Source organism: Cohnella silvisoli, assembly GCF_021190915.1.
GTDB lineage: Bacteria > Bacillota > Bacilli > Paenibacillales > Paenibacillaceae > Cohnella > Cohnella silvisoli.
This window is the reverse complement of the sequence record NZ_JAIOAP010000003.1, coordinates 445,339-464,936: the sequence shown is the minus strand read 5'-3', so window position 1 is coordinate 464,936 and position 19,598 is coordinate 445,339. Positions and strand designations below refer to the sequence as shown.

Annotated in this window: 17 protein-coding genes; 10 read left to right on the top strand and 7 right to left on the bottom strand. The window is 44.2% G+C overall.

The window, feature by feature from the left end:
• The first annotated feature begins 60 nt into the window (after window positions 1-60).
• The 10 genes from K7P76_RS08785 to K7P76_RS08740 all read left to right on the top strand — a co-directional run bounded on the left by K7P76_RS08785 (window position 61) and on the right by K7P76_RS08740 (window position 9,816).
• The gene (locus K7P76_RS08785; protein WP_232184881.1) at window positions 61-1,407 is read left to right on the top strand and encodes an ABC transporter substrate-binding protein; all 1,347 of its coding nucleotides are present in this window, start codon (window positions 61-63) and stop codon (window positions 1,405-1,407) included.
• A gap of 99 nt (window positions 1,408-1,506) precedes the next feature.
• Window positions 1,507-2,391, top strand: coding sequence for a carbohydrate ABC transporter permease (locus K7P76_RS08780; RefSeq protein ID WP_232184880.1), 885 nt, complete (start codon window positions 1,507-1,509; stop codon window positions 2,389-2,391).
• The gene (locus K7P76_RS08775) at window positions 2,391-3,227 is read left to right on the top strand and encodes a carbohydrate ABC transporter permease (RefSeq protein WP_232184879.1); all 837 of its coding nucleotides are present in this window, start codon (window positions 2,391-2,393) and stop codon (window positions 3,225-3,227) included. The genes K7P76_RS08780 and K7P76_RS08775 overlap by 1 nt, the downstream gene beginning before the upstream one ends.
• 47 nt (window positions 3,228-3,274) lie before the next feature.
• Window positions 3,275-4,465 carry a trans-sulfuration enzyme family protein gene (locus K7P76_RS08770; RefSeq protein WP_232184878.1) on the top strand — a complete coding sequence of 397 codons (1,191 nt, stop codon included), beginning with the start codon at window positions 3,275-3,277 and terminating at the stop codon, window positions 4,463-4,465.
• A gap of 526 nt (window positions 4,466-4,991) precedes the next feature.
• Entirely contained in the window at window positions 4,992-5,363 is a 372-nt protein-coding gene (locus K7P76_RS08765) for a glyoxalase superfamily protein (RefSeq protein ID WP_255678411.1), read from the top strand.
• Between the two features lie 16 nt (window positions 5,364-5,379).
• The gene (locus tag K7P76_RS08760) at window positions 5,380-5,835 is read left to right on the top strand and encodes a putative iron-sulfur cluster-binding metallochaperone (RefSeq protein WP_232184876.1); all 456 of its coding nucleotides are present in this window, start codon (window positions 5,380-5,382) and stop codon (window positions 5,833-5,835) included.
• Between the two features lie 295 nt (window positions 5,836-6,130).
• Entirely contained in the window at window positions 6,131-6,526 is a 396-nt protein-coding gene (locus K7P76_RS08755; RefSeq protein ID WP_232184875.1) for a hypothetical protein, read from the top strand.
• 18 nt (window positions 6,527-6,544) lie between these two features.
• Entirely contained in the window at window positions 6,545-7,162 is a 618-nt protein-coding gene (locus tag K7P76_RS08750) for a helicase-related protein (RefSeq protein WP_232184874.1), read from the top strand.
• A gap of 391 nt (window positions 7,163-7,553) precedes the next feature.
• On the top strand, window positions 7,554-8,105 hold the full coding sequence (locus K7P76_RS08745; protein ID WP_232184873.1) for a GNAT family N-acetyltransferase: 552 nt from the start codon (window positions 7,554-7,556) through the stop codon (window positions 8,103-8,105).
• Window positions 8,106-8,982: 877 nt separating this feature from the next.
• Entirely contained in the window at window positions 8,983-9,816 is an 834-nt protein-coding gene (locus tag K7P76_RS08740) for an AraC family transcriptional regulator (RefSeq protein WP_232184871.1), read from the top strand.
• Window positions 9,817-9,927: 111 nt separating this feature from the next.
• On the opposite strand, the gene K7P76_RS08735 is transcribed toward K7P76_RS08740, so the two are convergent.
• The 7 genes from K7P76_RS08735 to K7P76_RS08705 form a co-directional block, all read right to left on the bottom strand.
• Complete coding sequence (locus K7P76_RS08735; RefSeq protein ID WP_232184869.1) at window positions 9,928-12,300, bottom strand: DUF4838 domain-containing protein; 2,373 nt, start codon at window positions 12,298-12,300, stop codon at window positions 9,928-9,930.
• A gap of 43 nt (window positions 12,301-12,343) precedes the next feature.
• A complete protein-coding gene (locus K7P76_RS08730) occupies window positions 12,344-14,692 on the bottom strand; it encodes a glycoside hydrolase family 36 protein (protein ID WP_232184867.1) in 2,349 nt (782 codons plus the stop codon).
• 254 nt (window positions 14,693-14,946) lie between these two features.
• Window positions 14,947-16,824, bottom strand: coding sequence for an FtsX-like permease family protein (locus K7P76_RS08725; protein WP_232184865.1), 1,878 nt, complete (start codon window positions 16,822-16,824; stop codon window positions 14,947-14,949).
• Complete coding sequence (locus tag K7P76_RS08720; RefSeq protein WP_304518391.1) at window positions 16,799-17,563, bottom strand: ABC transporter ATP-binding protein; 765 nt, start codon at window positions 17,561-17,563, stop codon at window positions 16,799-16,801. Before K7P76_RS08720 ends, K7P76_RS08725 begins: the two co-directional genes overlap by 26 nt.
• 105 nt (window positions 17,564-17,668) lie before the next feature.
• Window positions 17,669-18,661 carry a sensor histidine kinase gene (locus tag K7P76_RS08715; RefSeq protein WP_232184863.1) on the bottom strand — a complete coding sequence of 331 codons (993 nt, stop codon included), beginning with the start codon at window positions 18,659-18,661 and terminating at the stop codon, window positions 17,669-17,671.
• Window positions 18,662-18,664: 3 nt separating this feature from the next.
• On the bottom strand, window positions 18,665-19,366 hold the full coding sequence (locus K7P76_RS08710; protein WP_232184862.1) for a response regulator transcription factor: 702 nt from the start codon (window positions 19,364-19,366) through the stop codon (window positions 18,665-18,667).
• 80 nt (window positions 19,367-19,446) lie between these two features.
• Window positions 19,447-19,587 (bottom strand): hypothetical protein, encoded by a 141-nt coding sequence (locus K7P76_RS08705; RefSeq protein ID WP_232184861.1) that lies wholly within the window; start codon window positions 19,585-19,587, stop codon window positions 19,447-19,449.
• Window positions 19,588-19,598: the final 11 nt, after the last annotated feature.

The following is a 19,598-nucleotide window of genomic DNA, read 5'->3' as shown; positions in this document are numbered from 1 at the left end:
AGCAGCACCTTGTAATTGGAATAGCATTATAAAAAATTGCATTTAGAGAGGGAGATTTCAATGAATAAAAGAATGTTTGGTTTGCTAGCTATTAGCACGGCATTGCTAGTTACAAGCGCTTGTAGCAACGGCGGCAGTGGAGGTTCAGGCAAGAAGATTGAAATCAGCTTTACTGACGTTGCTCCATCGCCTGAGAGAAAGAAATTCTTTAATGAAATCATTGCTGAATTCGAAAAAGAAAATACGAATATCAAAGTGAAATTGGAAACAGTGCCTTGGGATCAAGCCTTTGCAAAGCTGACAGCACAAGGTCAAAGCAAAACAATGCCCGATGTCGTCAACGTTTACCCATCTTGGTTAACTACTTTCGTTCCAGCAGGCTATCTAGAGCCGATTACGGAACAATATGATGCATGGGATAAGAAAGATAATCTTGCAGCATTCGTAAAGAACGTTACAATCGAGAAACAGCAGCGTGAACCCTTCAATGATGTTTATATCATTCCGGACGGTCTTATGGGCGAGGCATTGTTCATAAGAACAGATTGGATGAAAGAAGCGAATCTGGAATTGCCTAAAACATGGGATGAATTGTTTAATGCTACCGAAAAATTGACGGATCCAGCCAAAAATCGTTATGGTTTTTCGTACCGGGGAGCTCGTTCAGGGTTTGACCAAATCTTTGCTTACATTTTCTCTGTTACAAAAGGCGAAAGCTATGAACCGGACGGCACATCAGTTCTTCTTAGACCCGAAGCATTGACTGCATTCAAGAGATACACCGATATCTATAAAAAAGGCTGGGCTCCAAAGGACTCCATAAACTGGGGATACCAAGAAATGGTGCAGGGCTTCACATCAGGTGTAAGCGGGATGTTATCTCAAACTACTGAAGTAGTTGCTACCGCACAAGCCTCTATGAAGGATGGAACTTGGACGGTCATTCCTACCCCTCCGGCAGCAGACGGCAACTCATATGGCGGAGCAGGAGCTTCATGGGGATATAGTATTTCCAAAAACTCTAAGAATAAAGAAGCGGCCTGGAAATTTATTGAATTCATCTCCAAACCGGAAAGCAATAATAAATATAGTAAAGTAATGACCCTGATCCCGATCATGCAAGATTCCCTTAAAGATCCTGAGCTCGGCCAAGGCCCAATGAAAGGATTTATCGATATGTTGAATGATCCAAAGCGGATACCTGGTGCAGATATGGGAAAATTCCCTGAGCTTGGTGAATTCAGAGAAAGCATTATGGATGCAGAAGTGCAAAAATATTTATTAGGCACGCAATCGGCTGAAGATACGATGAAGCATTTAGGTGACTTTTTAACGAAGGGAATGCAGAAATTTATGAAAGAAAATCCGGATTACAAAGTTCCACATGCTGCAAATTATAAAGGCTAGTAAGGATTGAATCTGTAAGCATCCTATACGATCAGGGGTCAGTTCACTGACCTCTGATATGTTTTTTTGAATTTCAGAAGTGACTGGGGGTTTCTGCAATTGAAATATGTTCGTAAGAATGAACCGTATATCCTGCTCTTTCCTAGTTTTTTTCTATTATTTATTTTTCTGGCGTATCCCTTATTAAGCTCTATCATGTACGCCTTTCAAAGCTTTAAGCTGACCGCTCCTAATGCTATTGGTTTTAACGGAATTGAGAACTTTAAAGCTGTTCTTACCGATAATAACTTTCCGTTAATCATGAAAAACACTCTAATCTGGGTAGTTTTAACAGTAGGAGCGCAATTTATTCTTGGTTTAATTCTCGCGTTATCTTTGAGTCGTCCGTTTCCTTTGCGTAATGTATATCAGGCTTTCGTTTTCCTACCATGGGCAGTTTCCTCCTTTGTCATAGGCTTGACATTCCGCTGGTTATTCAATACAGAGTACGGACCTGTCAATGATATTCTGTTGAAGCTTGGGATAATTCACGAAAAAATTTATTTCCTGTCCGATCCTAAAATGGCGCTATACTCGGTTATTATTGCCATGGCCTGGACGGGAATTCCTTTCTTTGCAATCATGCTGCTTGCAGCGATGCAATCTATTCCGCATGAGATTTACGAAGCGGCGGAAATAGATGGAGCGGGAATCATTTCTAGGTTTTGGCATGTTACCTTTAGTTACATTAAGCAAACTATTCTGATTACATTGCTGCTAAGAACCATTTGGGTGTTTTCATCTGCCGAATTGATCTATATTATGACGACAGGCGGACCAGCAAATTCATCCAACACGTTAGCTTCCTACATGTTCATGAAAGCTTTTGCTTCGCTAGACTACGGTCAAGCAGCGGCTATCGGTCTATTCTTTATGGTATTATTGCTCCTATTTGCTTTTATTTTCCTTCGTCTCACTAAATTTGAAAAAGCAGGTAACTTATAATGAACAAAAAACAACGTGCGCCTATTGTTATTGTCCGTTTTGTTGTTTTGTTGGGTTATCTGCTGATGGTATTAGCGCCATTCTATTGGCTATTTATCACTTCGTTAAAACCCAAATTGGATATCCTTACAACTAATATTCAGTATTGGCCGAAACATATCACATTCGACAATTACATCTACCTTTTTGAAACCTCTAATTTTCACATATTTTTTAAGAACAGTATTATTCTTTCATTGGCTACCGGATTGTTTGGTACTTGTCTGGCCGTTCTTGGCGGTTATGCGATGGCGAGATTCAAATTCAGAGGACATAAACTTGTCATTTACGGCTTGCTGTTAACACAATTGATTCCAGGTGTCCTCGTGTTAGTACCGACGATTATTATGTATTCCAAGCTTGGCTTAACCAACACAATGGGCGGACTCATCCTTTTTTACACAGTTGGGACTATTCCATTTAGCTTGATCTTAATGCGGAGCTTTTTCGATCGAATTCCGATGGACCTTGAAGAAGCTGCATTGATCGACGGCTGCAACAAAATGCAGTCACTATTCAAAATCATTCTGCCCCTAATGTTACCGGGTGTAATTGCAACCTTCATCTTTGCCTTTGTTGGAGCGTGGAACGATCTGCTTGGAGCAGTAATGATAATAAGCAGCGACAGTTTAAAAACAATTCCAGTAGGATTGAACATGTTTATACACAACTATGATATTGATTGGGGTGTCATGACGGCTGGAGGCATAGCAGCAACCGTTCCATCGTTGATTATGTTTGCCTTTATGCAACGATTTGTTGTTAACGGACTGACGGATGGGGCTGTGAAAGGCTAGAAAATCGATAAGCTTGAATAGATAGAGGTAGAGGTGGAGAGGACAAGATGAGCAAACCATTAGGGAAGGAAACCAAGGATGCAGGCATGCAGACCATGCTTGCCCATTATGGGGATGAAACGTTTCTAGGAGCGGTTGTTCCACCCGTGTTTATGAATACACTATTTACATTTGATTCGTATGAGGCATTCCATAAGTCGCAATGGCAGCAAGAGGCTTATTATTATTCAAGGATTTCTAACCCTACTCGGCAGATCGCAGAGAAGAAGCTAGCGGCGTTGGAAAAGGGAGAGGCGGCCAAGCTATTCACTTCGGGAATGGCGGCAATCTCCTCTACGTTGCTTCACTGCTTGAGCCAAGGCGACCATGTAGTGTGCAGCTATCCGATATACGGTGGCACATATCAGCTGCTCCAAAACTACTTGCCTAAGTTTGGTGTTACTGCTGATTTCGTGGATTTCAGACAATTAGACCAGGTACAAGCAGCGATTAAGCCGAATACGAAAATGCTGTATTGTGAAGGGTTTTCAACCTTCTACATGGATGTATTCGATATTCCGGCTGTCGTCCAAATCGCCAAGAAACATCAATTACTAACGGTAATGGATAACACTTGCGCAACACCTGCAACAATGCGCCCCATTGAATGGGGCATTGACATCGTGATCCATTCCGCTTCCAAATATTTGTCAGGTCACAGTGATGTGACTGCTGGAGTAGTCATTGCTTCGCAAGAGCGGATTGATGCGATAGCGAACAATGAAATCGTGCTGCTTGGGGCTACATTAGCACCGTTGGAGGCGTGGCTGCTTACTCGTGGACTGAAGACATTCGGACTACGTATGAAGCAGCATGCCGAGTCAGCGATGCGAATTGCGCTTATGCTTAGCCAGCACCCTCATGTCAGCAGAGTCAATCTTCCATTGCTGGAGCAGCATGAGCAGTATGAGCTTGCGGTACGACAGTTTAAAGGGAACACAGGTTTGTTCAGCTTTGAGCTGCATGGCGGTCCTTCTGCTGTAGCAAAGCTGATGAACAATCTGAAGCTATTTCAAATCGGCGTGAGCTGGGGAGGCTTTGAAAGCCTGATTTATTCCCCAGGTCTAGCCATTAATCCCGAACAGAAATCTCGCACCGAGCATGAAACACGATTAGAGCACACCGTTAGGTTATCTGTTGGGCTCGAGGATATCGATGATTTAATGGAAGACTTTAATCAGGCGTTAGCTAGCCTATAAAGCAAGTTACGTTAGGCAAGTAGGCTTCTAGCAGAGTAGCTAAATGACTAATTTATATATACAATAAGGAGCGGTCCAAAGCTAGATTTTCTAGTCTTGGATTCTGAGAAACTTTTGGCGGACACTAAAAGGATTCTTACTGAAAAAGGTATAAATCTAAAAAACCAAACCCCACAGTTTATTTTACTGTTGGGGTTTGCAATTTCTTTTAGTACAAAGAGTAGGGAATCGGACAATGTTCTTGTCATCATCATCATTTGAATAGAATGAATACACTCTATGAGTGATTCCTGGATCATAATAATAAAGGAAAATAAATAAAAAATGTCGGATGATAAGATTGTGTACTTATTCTAACCCGCGTAAAAAGTGGATTTATTATTTTATCGGTATATATTCTTGTCAAAAATCAATGTCAAGATTTCGTACCGATTGCCGATTGAGGCCAAGAATGTATACCGATTCCCGAAGTGTGGTTATAGCTTCATTAAACGCAACTAGAGTATGATAAAATAGCAATAAACAATTGTGGAGGATCAATATGCAGAAAGTGATTCCTGCATTTCGCATCACGGACTATTCAAATAGTAAGGCGTTCTACGTGGAGGGAATGGGTTTTCAAATGGACTGGGAACATCGGTTTGAACCGCATTTTCCTGTTTTTGCTCAAATCTCGAAGGATGAAATGGTGATTTATTTGACTGAACATACGGGCGACTGTCAAGTCGGCGGGTTGATTCACTTTTTTGTTCCAAATGTTGATAGCTGGTATAGCGAGTTCAAGAGCAAAATAAACTCCCATATTATTGAGCCTCCAAGCGAGGATCTTGAAGGTCTCCGCATGATGACAGTTTTAGATCTAGACGGAAATCAATTGCGAATTTGTACTCGGAAATAGAGGAGAGATAAAACTTATGGATTGCTGTACACCAGCTAATAGCGTCGAAACTGCAAAAACAGAGTGCCCTTCCTGCGGTGAAAAGGGCAAAAACGTGCAACTCATAACGCTCAAGTCCCTACTTCAAGCGGCGGCATTGGAAACCATTGAGCCAGATAAATCTTATGTTTTTTGTTCCAACCCTCCTTGCTCTATCGTCTACTTCAGCAGTAACCATTCGCAAACGTTTGTGCAGAACGACCTAAAGGTGCCAGTGTACCAAAAAAATATGAGCGCAGACGTGCCTGTGTGTTACTGTTTTGATTGGACAAGAGAGCGGCTTATTCAAGCCGTGGGCACCGACCAAAAACCTGCTGACCAAATCAAAGCTCATGTTCAGGCTGGGCGATGCGGGTGTGAGGTAAACAACCCCCAAGGGGCTTGTTGCTTAGGTAACGTGAACGCTTTTGAACGAAGTCTCAAAGAAGAGTAATATGTAATTCAACTAACGGGTACGATAGTTGGTTTATGTCTGGAACATTTGTGTCGTTAGACAACAACGGGACATACTCAACATTTTTTACACGGCAGCATGAATTTGTGTTGCCGTGTTTTTATTGCAACAAAAACTGTGGCTATCAGATTCATTGATTGGAAAGAAAGAATCTTTTGAAGTGTAGTATTTTATCTCAAAAAATAGGCTGGATAATTTCACCGGTAGTGTTCCCATTTTCATATGCGATAATAGAAGATAAGTCACCATGAACTGACAGAAAGGGTGCCGCAGCATGAGACTGGAACTACACGAGTTGACCCGGACAATGAAAGGAAACATTATGGAAGCCGAACGAGAGTTGGGCAAATGGTGCGATAAGTTGAATCTCAAATACCAGGAAATCGCCGCCGCCAAAAGTCTGGACATCAAGTTCCAGTTGTCGCGGGAAGGCTATGATACTTTTTCTCCCTACTATTGCTCTGAAGTAACACTTGATGTCACCAGCAAGGATAATATATTGGACACCCATCGGATTGTGATCTGGGAGTGTCAACGCGTATTTTTCGGTGTTCCAACCAAGTGGAATATACCTGGCAGCAAAATCGTCGGAGACTTGATGGATCAACCCTATGAAAACGCTGCTTTGGAACTGGAAGGACATCTCGAGGCATACTTGCAGAAAATGTGAGAAAGGATGTGCCAGTGCATGAAAGTCGTAGAAACCACGATCGTCGTCTCTCTGGAGCAGCCTCATGACAGCCGATACTTCGAGCTCTTGAACAATTATTTTGCGGCTTCCGAACGGGACGGCCGTGCTTCATCCATCGAAGAGAAGAAAAATATGATGGCCATTAAAGAAGAGATGGCGGTCTTATGCAATCGTAACCCGCGAAAGCTGGACGCACTCTCCGAAATCGTCTCAAAGGTACGGGAGTCACGCGAAAAAGCTGTTCTCATGACGAAGTCGACCGTTGTGGCCTCTGAGTTGGTCGCGTTTCTGGGTGAGATATTCGGTGAGAGAGTCATTTTGAACATTACCCAACATGACTCCGTGCATGAAGTGAATCAAATTATAGACCAGTTCGGCAAATTGCCGGAATCGGCCGTACTGCTTTTGACGGATTCCTCAAATGCGGGGTGGGATGTAACGGCGGCGAACCATTTGATCCATTACGATTACCCGCAGAAAGCCACGGATCTGATGGGGCGGAATAACCGGATCTCGAGACAAACATCCCAGCATTCGAAAGCAACCCTCTATTACCTGATCACTTCCGGACGAATCGACGAGTTCGAATATCTGCAGTCTAAAACGTTTGACTAAGAGTTTTGAGTCCTCAAATAAGGCAATATCGGCGAGTAACACTTGGACGAGAACAGCGGTCGCAAAAATCCACGAAAACTGTCGGGGGTCAAGAATTTGATCCCATTCCCGTTTTGTGACAAGAACATTGTCTCATTCCCGACGGAGTGGACGGAGGGGACATTAAACTAACGGGCAGTTTAACGTGGTGAAAGTAGAATACTTATGTTAAGTTGCTGGACAGTTTAGAAATGAGTAAATCGCTATATTTATACATCACAACATGTTACAATTTACCAGTAAGAAAGGGATGAGAACAATGTAATTACAAAAAAAGTAGATCCTCGTTCAAGATCACCACCTTTATTAAAAGTTTTGGGTGGTGTGAATTTTATCATTAGGAGGATCATATATGCATAATTACATTTGGTCTGGTATGAAAGTCAGATTACGACCTATTCTGTCCACCGATTGGGAGAAGTTTCATAATAACGATTTTGATTCCGATGGTGCTAGACTATGCGATGTAATACACTTTCCAAGATCCGAAGAAGGAACAAGGTCGTGGGCTACACATCAAGCATCAAATACATCCAACGGCGATAACGTTTCGTTAGCTATTGAAACTCTTGAAGGAATACTAATCGGAAGCATATCTGCTAATAGTTGTGATACACGCAATGGAACCTTCAAATATGGTGTTGCAATTTTCCGTGAACATTGGCGTAAAGGTTATGCTTCAGAGGCAGTAAAGATATTACTGCGATATTATTTAGAGGAACTGCGATATCGGAAAGTAAACGCACATGTCTATGCCTTTAATGAGGGTTCAGTTGCATTACAGGAGCATCTTGGGTTCGCTCAAGAAGGACGACTCAGAGATATGATTTTCACTAAGGGTCAACATTTCGATGAATTCGTTTATGGTCTAACAAAAAATGAATATGATAAAATGAAAGTGTAGGACATAAGGCTGCCATCAATGGCAGCCTTATTCGTTCAGCTAACGGGAGACGTTAGTTTAATCGAGTCATTCACGCAGTCTGCTCGTAGCAGACTGCGTTTTTCATTGCGGTCAACATTGTGTCGCTATACAGGTCAACTTTCTGGCGGGATGAGAAGTTTAGCATTAGGGGGCCAGACATAAAGGGAATGGGACAATGTTCTTGTCACTTATGGGATCAAGTTGTTGACTTCCGACACAAAGTTAGACATTGGCGCAGACAGACAAAAAAGCTCTTTTGTGACATATGTACAAAATACGGGTTTTGTGAAGAAGTAAATAAAAACATAAGTGAGACATTGCTTTAACTGTTCATGTTGCTGTTCATGTTGCTGTTCATGTTGCTGTTCATGTTGCTGTTCATGTTGCTGTTCAATTTGCATATTATCTTTGGTTTATGTTGTCGCTCACTGTTTCAACGAATACAATTTCATTTCACAAGTTCAGTTTAATCCCTGAGATCAACTAACTGCGGATTCTTTGATTACTTTGCGTAGATTAGATACGATCAGAAATGATTTAGTTTTGATGAATTATTTACAATCGATCTATAAACTATGATTCCATCGCTTGCCATACCAATTGGTTGGCGGCTTGAACTTGTGTATTGTATCCAATCTATTGGCCGCTGTAAATCGAATTCTTTGTAACACACTTTATAATGTAATTAATATCCAACATCCCCTTCATGTATTCATATAAGTTTACATAATATAAATTATGTTATCTTTATAAATTTAGCTTCCGATTCGGATACCTATTATGCCCTCTCATATGGTTTCAACAATCTTGCACGATAGAAATGAATATGGTAACTTTCAGCTTAGAGGTGAGCGTATTGCTTCAGACGTCATTTATTCTCCCAAATAGCAGCCCGGGTGAAATCATGGTTTTGACTAGTGGAATTAGCCAGACGACAGCTGGTTACTCGGTTGCACCTCAGATCCTTGATTTCTATCTCATTCATTTTGTAATATCAGGCAAGGGCGTCTTCTCGAACAGCGGACAACGTTTCGAACTTGGAGTTGGCGACCTGTTTATTATTTATCCGAATCAATTGGTAGCCTATGTGGCTGACAATACGGATCCGTGGAAGTATACATGGGTTGGTTTTACCGGTTCATATGCGCATGAAATGTTAAATGCTGTTGGCATCACTGAAGATTTACATGTATTGCATATCGATGAAGATGAACGAATTCCAAGTCTTTTCACTAACATCCATGACCACTTTCAGCCGAAAAACAATTTCTTTGATTTACCGACGGGAGCTTATTTAAGGCTTTTGCTTGTTGAATTCAGAAAAATAATGGAGAAAAATCAGCCAGTAGCGATGATTACGCATCAAGAAGGCTATTCAGCTGTTGAAAAATCGATCCGCTGGATGGTAGCACACTATAATCAGCAAATTACGATTGAACAACTGGCAGATTTAATGGGGTACCACCGCTCCTATCTGACCAAGCTTTTTACCAAATATACCGGTATTTCGCCAACCCAATATCTCTTTAAATTGCGCATGCAGCGAGCCCAGTCACTTCTTCTTAGTATTTTTACCATCGAACAGGTTGCCGCTTCCGTAGGATATCCCGATGCCATGTATTTTTCGAAAATGTTCAAAAAATGGTCAGGAGTCTCACCTAGCGTATATCGGCAGAAAATGAGAGAATGAAAGCCGGAAGCCCGTTCGGCTCCCGGCAGAAAAGCAATTAGAATGACACTGTTCAAGATATGTTAAAGAAGGTTTAATGCCGTTAACAATCTCTTTTGCGCCTAATTCGGGTTACGGCGTTGTGCCGGCAGGCGTCCAGAGAACGGCAGGACCTACAATGCCGCCCGTGCCCAACTCATCTAAATATCGATTGTTGACGGAGACGACAATATCGTTCTTCTGGCCGAACTTGATCACGCTGGATACATCGTATTCCCAAGGGATAACCGTTGCGATGCCGGTGGTCATAGGTTGAACTTCCTTCCCATTGATCCACACTCGCGGCGTTTCGTCGATGTCTCCGAACCAAAGCCGAATCGGCTTATCTTTATAGGCTTCAGCCACGTTGACTGAAGTTCGGTACCAGACTTCACCCTTATAATAACGCAAGCCTTGGCTGGTAAATGTTTCGGAATATGTCTTAAGCTTCATCCACGATTTCATGCCTATCCCTGGTTTCCATAATCCCAGCTTCGCGCCGTTTCCGCCCGGAATAAGCATAGCCGACCATTCGTCTGGGAGCTTTGCCACAATTCCGCTTCCGTTGGTAACCCGTTCATAAGCCTGCTCAATTTGGTACTTCCAGAAAATATCGATATATCCGCCCGCCCAAGGATGGATGATGACGGGAGAATGTTTCGCAGCCACCTTTAATTGCGCTTTGGCCTCATCGTAATATTGCTTTGCCTTCACAAAATTAAATTTGAGGTAAGCATCCCTCATCTTCGTAAACGCTTTCCCAAAATCGAACGCAACGCGTACCATCCGGATTCGCTTGGCGTATTTAGAGTTCGCAGGCACTTGTTTCTCCGCTTTGGACAAGGTGCTTTCCAAATTCGCCATCACTTCCGGAGTCAATATTTTCGAGAAATCGAATACAGCGCCCGTATAGTAATCCGCTTGAGCAAACGCATCTTCAAGCTTTCGAAAGTGATTCCACATCGGCTTTGCCGCCGGACCATAAAACTTGGAGAAATAGTCGGACAGCGTCTCTTGAACATCCAAATCCGGATTCCAGCTCAATTTCGCCATCAAATATAAGGAAGGTCCTTGGTAACCCCAAGACGGCAGGCCTTCGAAACGAAGCTGATTCATCCCCTCCTGTTTGAAATGATTCATTTCCTCTACGATTCTGTTAATTATCGAAAAAGGCATGCCAGGGTCAGCCAAATTGTACATATAGCTGTAGAAGGAGACATTAACGCCAAGCTTCTTCCAATCGTCGATGAGATCCTTCAAATAAGACCGTTCCCATGACATGCCGTTTTCCATCGAATGGATGCGCTCGACCGTGATCGGAGCAATAACAGGCAGAAGCTTAGGGTTAGGAATTTCCCGAACCGGCGCTCTCATATAGCGTAGATAAGCAAAGAACGCGATGCCGACATCGGGATACTGCGGCTCGATTTGCTCCAATACCAGATTGTAAAATTTAACATAGCGGTCAGTGATGGAGTTGGAGCCCATCAGCGGATCATAATCTTCCGCATCCCAGACCGATGTGCCAAAATCGTCGCCGTCATTCGGTCCGAGGTTCAAATATTTTGCATCGGGATTTTCTTCCAAGTACTTCAATGCCCCTTCAACGACGCAGATCAGCACTTCTGGTTTCGTGACATCGAACTGACTGGTAGGCTTTCCATTGACTTGAACATACAAATCTGGACGTTCCTGTACTGTGATCGTACAGGGGAGCCCGTGCCCGCCAAGAGCGACCGTGTTGTTACCCCTGCGATGCTGCAGCCACTTCTTTCCTTCAAACTCGTCGACGAACTCCATCGGTTCCTGGGAGAAAAGATAATCTATCCCTCCCACATACCGACTCGTCACACCCGGATGCTGAATCGTATTCTGCTCCTTCACTGTAATCGATTGCATGGATGGAACTTCCGTGCCTAATTCTCCGGGATTAAACCAACGAATGCCGATCTGCTCGAGCATCTCGTAGGCAGCGAACAGCGTGCCTCTGTCGGAAAGGCCGACGAGTTGAATGCTGTCTCCGCTGACGGATAGACGGAAGGAATCGGCATTCGTTCCCCCCTGGCGAATTTGTTCCAGCTGTGGATCGGGTGCAGTGCTTCCTACGTAAATTTTGATCCCAGTGGCGTTATTCGCATTGGTCACAACGGGCAGCTCCACCCCGGATATCTGTTTCAAATAGCTTTGCAGCTCCTGCGCCGCCTGCTTCTCCAGATCCGTTGCGGTCGGCGTTAAGACAACAGTTGCACGGCTTTCTCCCGCGACAACGAGATCAACACCTTTAATCGGTGCAACAGTGGGCTCGCGGTAATCCCCCATCAAATTGTTCGGAATACTCGATTCCTCTGCAGCTGCAGATCCAGCAGCATCGGCATAAGATGCAGGCGAAGTGACGGACATGAACAAGGAGAACAAAAGTACCAGACAAACAAAGAACGATGCTTTACGAGAAAGATTCTTCTTCATTTCAATCCTCCTATTTGTTATTTATTCAGAGCCACCGGAACGTTCAAAACAATAAATGACAGGCTTGGTTTCTGCCCCTCTGACGTGATGCGAGGTGAATGCTCCATACAAATTCCTCAACTTCCTTTATACCCTCAACGGTGCAACCTTCAGCGCTCTGCAGAACTAGCGGTTGCTTACTATAAACGAAGAGCTTGCCATCGGAAGCTCCGCCATCATTTAGAAGGATATCGAGAGTATGATTGGTAGAAGTAATTCCACTGATTTCAGATGCTCCCATAGAAATGTGTAACGTGGAGCCGATTAGAACCGGACGTTCATCGCTAACATAGCAAGGCGTAAACCGCAGTAATAGAGAGGCATGCGGCTGCAGAAGAGGAGTAACAAAGCTGCTGTCACCTATTCCGTAATAAGTCTCATCCCAGAATGACCATATGTGATAAGATTCCCCGAGCCGATCCAACCGGTTGCTGTTTAAAGCTATTGAGGCGCCTTCGTCTTCCGCGTTCCAAAGCAACAAAGAAGCAAATGAACCCCATTCGCGATTCGCAACAAATCCAAAGCGTTGATGATTCAGATCCGTGCCCGCATGCAGTGACTGTGCTCGTTCAGGTGCTGGAGGCGTCAAGATTTCAAAACTGCGCCACGCATTCGCATAGACTGGTTTTTCTAATGGATCGGATATAAACTGCATGCCTCCAAGCAAACCTGCAAACCCGTGCCAAGTCCGCCATTCTTCCAAAGTCAGGCTGTCGCCAACTTCCATGGGAGTTCTTTTCACGCTTGATTGCGGACGGATCATGGTGTAGGTTACGTCCGGATCATTGGCAAAAAAGATTCCATTGGCTGCCGCAGTTTTACCCGTTGCCCGAATCGCTTCAAGGATCGTGCATGGCGTATGTGCCGTACTCCATACATCAACAGAATCAGGTCCGATCCGGCAAGCGTCGGCAAAGCCCATAATTCCGCGAGTAAAACCTGAACAAGCCAGCAAATAATCTTCTTCTCCTATTTCCTCTCGAAGCAACCGGTAAAATGTTCGATAGGCTTGCAGTCGAGTCTTCTTACTGTCGTAAAAGCGGCAGTTGTCTGAAATGGTATTGTAGTCCGTTTTATAATACGTGAATCCTTCCCGTCTATGGTCGCGCACGATGTCGCGCATGAACGTCTGGACCTCCGGATGAGTCGGGTCCAACCAATGAGTCGTTGCTCCCCAAGTGTCATCCCCCAGTTCCAATTCGCCTATGGCATTTCGTTGAAACCAGTCCGGGTGCTCTCCCAAATAACCCAACGAATCGTGCATGGCCAGAGGTGCCAGCCAAATGCCCGGCTCCGCACCGGCTTCCCGGATCTTATGGACAAGGGGCGCCCATCCACCAGAAAACTTGTCGTTGCACCGCCAGTCACCAACCTTTTTCTCGAAGCCGTTGTCGATTTGGATAACCTGCACGGGTGTTCGATCCTTACGCTTATTAAATTGTTGGACAGTTGCTGCAATGGTGTCTTCGGTAATATCCCAGCGAAGATCGTACCAACTGCACCACCCATACTTCGCTCCTTGATGAGTCCGGCTTCCGTGGGTTGTGCTCAGCCATTTAAAAAGCGTGTCGACTGCTTCATCATAGGGCCTTGCAAGGATCATCACTTCTTGCGAATGACGGGTTTCTCCCGGTTCTATTCGAACATCGCTCATTTCACTGATGATATCTAGACGCATTTTCCCATTGTTAACTTTGCAGTCAAACCGAACATCCGCTTCAGGCTCGCCTACGGCGCCCATCGTTAGCCCAATCTCCCCGGCCTCCGTATACAGCGTCACAAAATCTTTGTACGACCTCCAACGCCCGTCAATGAAACGCTCTTCGGTTGGAAGCTTAAAAGGAACTGCGGCGTTCATGCTTTTCCAAAACTCGATCGTATCTTCGTTAGCACTCGTAAGGGTCTGGCCTAAATGGCCGACTCTCTTATCATGTGAAATCGGTGAAAGCAGCCAGGCTGAAGGATCGCCATCACAGCAAAGTGAATCGTCTGACGATCTGGCCAGAACGATTTCCTTTAAACGAACATTGTCTTCCGTCCCGTTAGTTACACTAGCTCGCAACGTGATTGCTGACAGATGATCAAGGCAGCTGAGCGTCCAAGCGAGCGTCAACCCTTCACTATTCTCGCGGCGCCAAGTATAGTCGATCGCTTCTCCGACAGGAGTCGACCGGCTCGTGCAGCTATGTAACACGTTTCCCTCCGTTCCAATTGTCAATTTCTTTTCTCGTTTTCCAACCAAAACCGTCGCTTCGCGAACTGCTTCCTTAAATGTAATTTGATCTGAGTCGAAGCCGAATCGATTGGAATCCACCTTTACGTTCATTCTGCCGGCCTTGATGTCATTATTCATTTTCATTGCTCTCCTTTCTGGAATGTGTAACCAGAGACATTTGCTTGTTAAGCGCTTTCATGTAAACTTCATTTTCATTTAAACATAAATCGAATCACTTTCAGATGGATAAAACGCGCAGCTTTATGGAGTATTGTCTTCTAGGAGCTTGAGAAAAGAAAAGGCCAACCAGAAAGGATGGTTGACCTTCGTTATATCGCCTAACCGGAAATCTCGTTATTTCCGTGCCAACATGCATCGCCATTTCCCGTATTTCACTTTGCAATCACCTGTTTGATATAACGGGATCTAATAAGCAAGAAATAAACCATCTGTATGAGAACGAATGTCCCCAGCACCATGAATGATTCTTTCATGAATGAATAGCCGAACATATGCTGCAACGAGGTTAACGCAACCCCTCCATGTATTGTGGCTACTACAATCGGGACGAAAAACAAGATGAGAAGCTGGTTGGTCAGTATCTTAGACAATTCCCCATCGGTTAACCCTAATTTCATGATGGATCTAAACTTTACTTTATCATCTCCAAGGTCAGCGTATAGTCTAAAGTAAAGGAAGCTGCCTGCTGCAACGAAGAACACGGCACCGATAAAGAGTCCGATGAATAGTACTGCGCCGAAGCCTTGATTCATCTGATGCAATTCATAGGCGGTGGACATAAAGTGATTACTTCCCATGGACAATTTCTTCGTGAGATTCTCTCCAACCTCTTCCGTTTGCTTCATGTTGGCAACGTCGAAAGCATAGAACATTTCTAATTTGCCATGATTCAGCTTATCGAACAAAGAATCCGAGACGACATAATATTTACTGAATAGTGGAAGCGTAACGGATGTAAGGCTTCCTAGAGGTTCAAGAGCAATATTCCCGTTTTGTAATCTAACTCCCTCTACTTTACCCTTATCTTTATTTTCTGACATGGAATTTGAATATTGAACCATCATTGATTGATCATCCTTCAGGTTAACCGTTTGTTCACCGGCCGCGATTGCGATGGCGTTAAATTCCGAAGCCTTCACTACAGTTGTTATTTTAACCGAATCGGCTATTCGCTGCTCTGACATAGCCGCTTGAAGCCGTTGATATTTAATATTTTCTGCTTGAAGCGCAGTCTGGATTGTTCTAAGATCCTCATCTGCTTTCTTTTCATTGCCAACGTAGGCCGTATATTCGAAAGCAAATGGATTCTCGTTCACCATAACCTCTGTCGACATGGTCTTAAACCCGACTAACGAACCGATCGCAGAGAAAGCAACCGTCGATAAAATAGCGACCATAAAGAAGGTGCGGGCATTGTCCTTCATCCGGTAAGCCAAATCCGAGAGGAACAGCATATTCGTTTTGCGCCAGAAGAACGTGCGGTTATTTTTGCTTTTGTGAATGACGTAAACGCTCAATTGGGTAAACAAGAAATAAGTCCCTACGATAACGACCAGCGTTACCGGAATCATGGCGTAGAAGACAAATATGCCTTTCACTATTAAAGCAACCGCATATCCTCCGCATAAAAGCAATACGGCAAACCAGGATAATGTAACGGACGACTTCGGCTCTGTTCTCGGCATGCTGCTGCCCTTAATTAGGTCAATGAGTTTATTGGCTCTTAAAATGACCACGGTAAAAAAAGAAATCACGACGAATAAGCCCGCGAACGCTGCGAAAGTCAAAATGATCGCTTGATTGGGCATATAAAATGGCAAGCTCTGATCCAATTGAAGGAAGTTCTGGGCTGCGAGCAGCATAATTTTGGAGAATACCAAACCTAGCATGATTCCGGATACAATTGCGAAGAAACCGATCAGCACGTTCTCAAGAAATATCATCGCACGCAATTGCGTATGAGTCATCCCGAGCATAATCATCAACCCGAATTCTTTCTTGCGCGTCTTTAAGAACGCGCTCATGGAATAAAGGACAAAGAAAAATGAAAAGACGTAAATAAGCCCTTCCGCGAAGTGCATCCCGGTGATAATGTTCTTATGGATCGTTCCTCCCGTCAAATCAGGATGGAAAGCGAACACGGCATACATGAAGAATACCATAACAGAGAACGCGCTGCTGAGGAAATACGCCCCATACGTACGCTTATTGCGCAGCACATTATTAAACGCGAATTGACGAAAGGTCATGCGCATTCCCTCCTAACAACGAAAGGACGTCAATGATTTTCTGGAAAAAAGCTTGTCGGTTATCTCCACAATTAATCTCATTAAATAGTTGGCCGTCCTTAATGAAGATGACTCGATGACAATAACTTGCCGCTACCGCGTCGTGGGTCACTAACATCATGGCCGTGCCTTCGGTACGGTTAATAGTGCTCAGTGTTTCCATGACATCCCGGGCCGACTTCGAATCCAGGTTTCCCGTAGGCTCGTCCGCGAACAGAAACTTCGGCGAGTGAATCATCGACCTGGCAATCGCTGTCCGTTGTGCTTGGCCTCCGGATATCTCATAAGTACGCTTCTTAAGAATCGATTCGATACCGAGTTTCTTGGCAATTGCGGCTACTTTATCCTCCATGACCTTTACCCGTTCGCCGTCCAAGGTCAAGGGAAGTACGATATTTTCTTCAACCGTAAGCGTGTTAAGCAAGTTGAAATCCTGGAATACGAAGCCCAATTCCTTGCGGCGAAAACGTGCTAATTCCTTCTTCTTTAACTTGTGAGGATTTTTCCCGTTAATGAGCACTTCCCCAGTAGTCGGTGTGTCTATCGCAGCAACCAGATTAAGCAGCGTTGTTTTGCCGCTTCCGGATGGCCCCATAATCCCAACGAATTCACCTTGCTCTATCGATAAACTTATATCCGTCAAGGCGCGGGATGGAACCTTCCCTCCATAGATTTTATTCAGTTGGTGAACGCTAAGCATCTCCATCGATAAACTCTCCTCTTCAACGTGCAGTCCATTATCAGGTTCTGTAACGAGTGTAATGGACGAGAAGGATTTGCCCAATCGATTTGCCTTTCAACTTCATTACATCTTTGTAAGATAAGAAGAAAAGATCAATCGGACAGTCGTTCCTTCGCCGACCTCCGAATCAAGCTCGACCCGATGACCGAGGCGATTGGCTATCTCCTGCACAAAATAAAGCCCCATACCCGTGGATTCCCGAAACATTCGACCGTTATCACCGGTATAGAAAGGTTGAAACACTCTTTTTCTATCCGATAAAGGAATGCCGATTCCGCGGTCGCGTATTTCCAGAATGGCCTCTTTACTCGTTGTCGATGAAGAAAACGTAACTTTCTGATGGGAATCCGCCGAATATTTAATGGCATTAGTAACTAGCTGGCCGATCATAAAAGAAAGCCATTTGGCATCACTTTCAACGATTAATTCAGGCTCTACTTTTAACTCAGGATAGACTTTGCTTCCTATGAATAACCGTTTGTTCTCATGGATAATACTCTCAACGACGGCTCTAAGCGACACGGCTTCGACCTTGAAATCGCGTTCGAAGGTTTCCAGACGTGCGGCGTATAATACCGTTTCGAGCCCTTTTTCCATCCGATCCGTTTCTTCGAGAATGCTTGCGGACCGTGTATCTTTCGTTTCCTCCATCATTAATCGGATAACGGAAAGAGGCGTCTTCATCTGATGGACCCATTGATTCATGAAGGTAAGATGGTCTTTACGGGTTTTCTCCCCCAATCGAAGCTGTTGCTGGTAATGCCCATATTGTGTTTGCAACAGTTCATTGACCGCATCGGATAATGGAGTATAGCCGCCCCCTTGAATGGAGTCTGCCAACGTTTCCATAGGATCGGATAATCTTCGGTATAACGATTGATGAGATACGTAACGGTAAATTAAATAACCGGTGAGCAATACAAGTCCGAGAAAGATGGAATAAAGAGCCGTAAGCATATTTCGATAGCCGTCGAGCCAATAAATGAGAAGGACCAGAAACAATTGAACGATATGAAGGATAACAAGCGGCATATGCTCGCGGAAGAAGAGTTTCATGGCTTAGTCCCTATTGTCCCATGCGATCTGGAGTCTATAACCAGCTCCCCGCACGGTTTCAATCCCGTTGTCAATTCCGATTTCCTGAAGTTTCTTCCGTAACCGGGTTATATTTACATTCAGAGTGTTCTCGTCGACGAATGCTTGATCATCCCATAACTTCTCTAATAAGGCTTCTCGGCTAACGACTCGAGGAGATTGCTGAATGAGAATTTCCAATAACACGGCTTCTTTCTTGGTCAGTTGGTTATTGTTGCCGTTCAATTCCATCTCCAATCGCTCGGGATAAAGAAATAATCCGAAAAGCTTAACGATTCTTTCCTCCGTATTCGGAGCATATTCACCGTAAGCACGTCTCATTTGGCTGCGAATCTTGGCCATTAACACTTCAAGATGAAATGGTTTTGTTATGTAATCGTCGGCACCGTATTCTAATGCCATTACCTGATCCATCTCGCCCGACCTGGCGGAAATGAATAGGATTTGGCACTTGGATAACGCCCGTATTTGCCTGCACCAATAGAAGCCGTCGTACTTAGGCAAGTTGACGTCCATTAATACGAGATGCGGATCGTAGGATTGGAAAAATTCAACGACTCTGTCGAATTCCTGAACTACCCCGGTATCATATCCATACTTCTCAATATTCGACTTGAGTATGGCCGATAGCTTTGGGTCATCCTCGCAAATCATAATGCGCTGCAAAGAAATCATCCTTTCGAAAATACCCGCAAGAGAGCCACCTGTTACAAAGTGTCTTTCTTACGGGCGCTATGTAAATGACATTATTTCAGCTTTTCTTCGACCGAACGGATCTTCTGTTCCATCGTACCCTTCTTATCTCTGCGGTCATCAGCAGCAACATAATCGCCTACGCTGGGTGTTCCGGTTCCTAGAGGGACGATTGTCACTTGTACGATGGCCATTAAGAAACCTC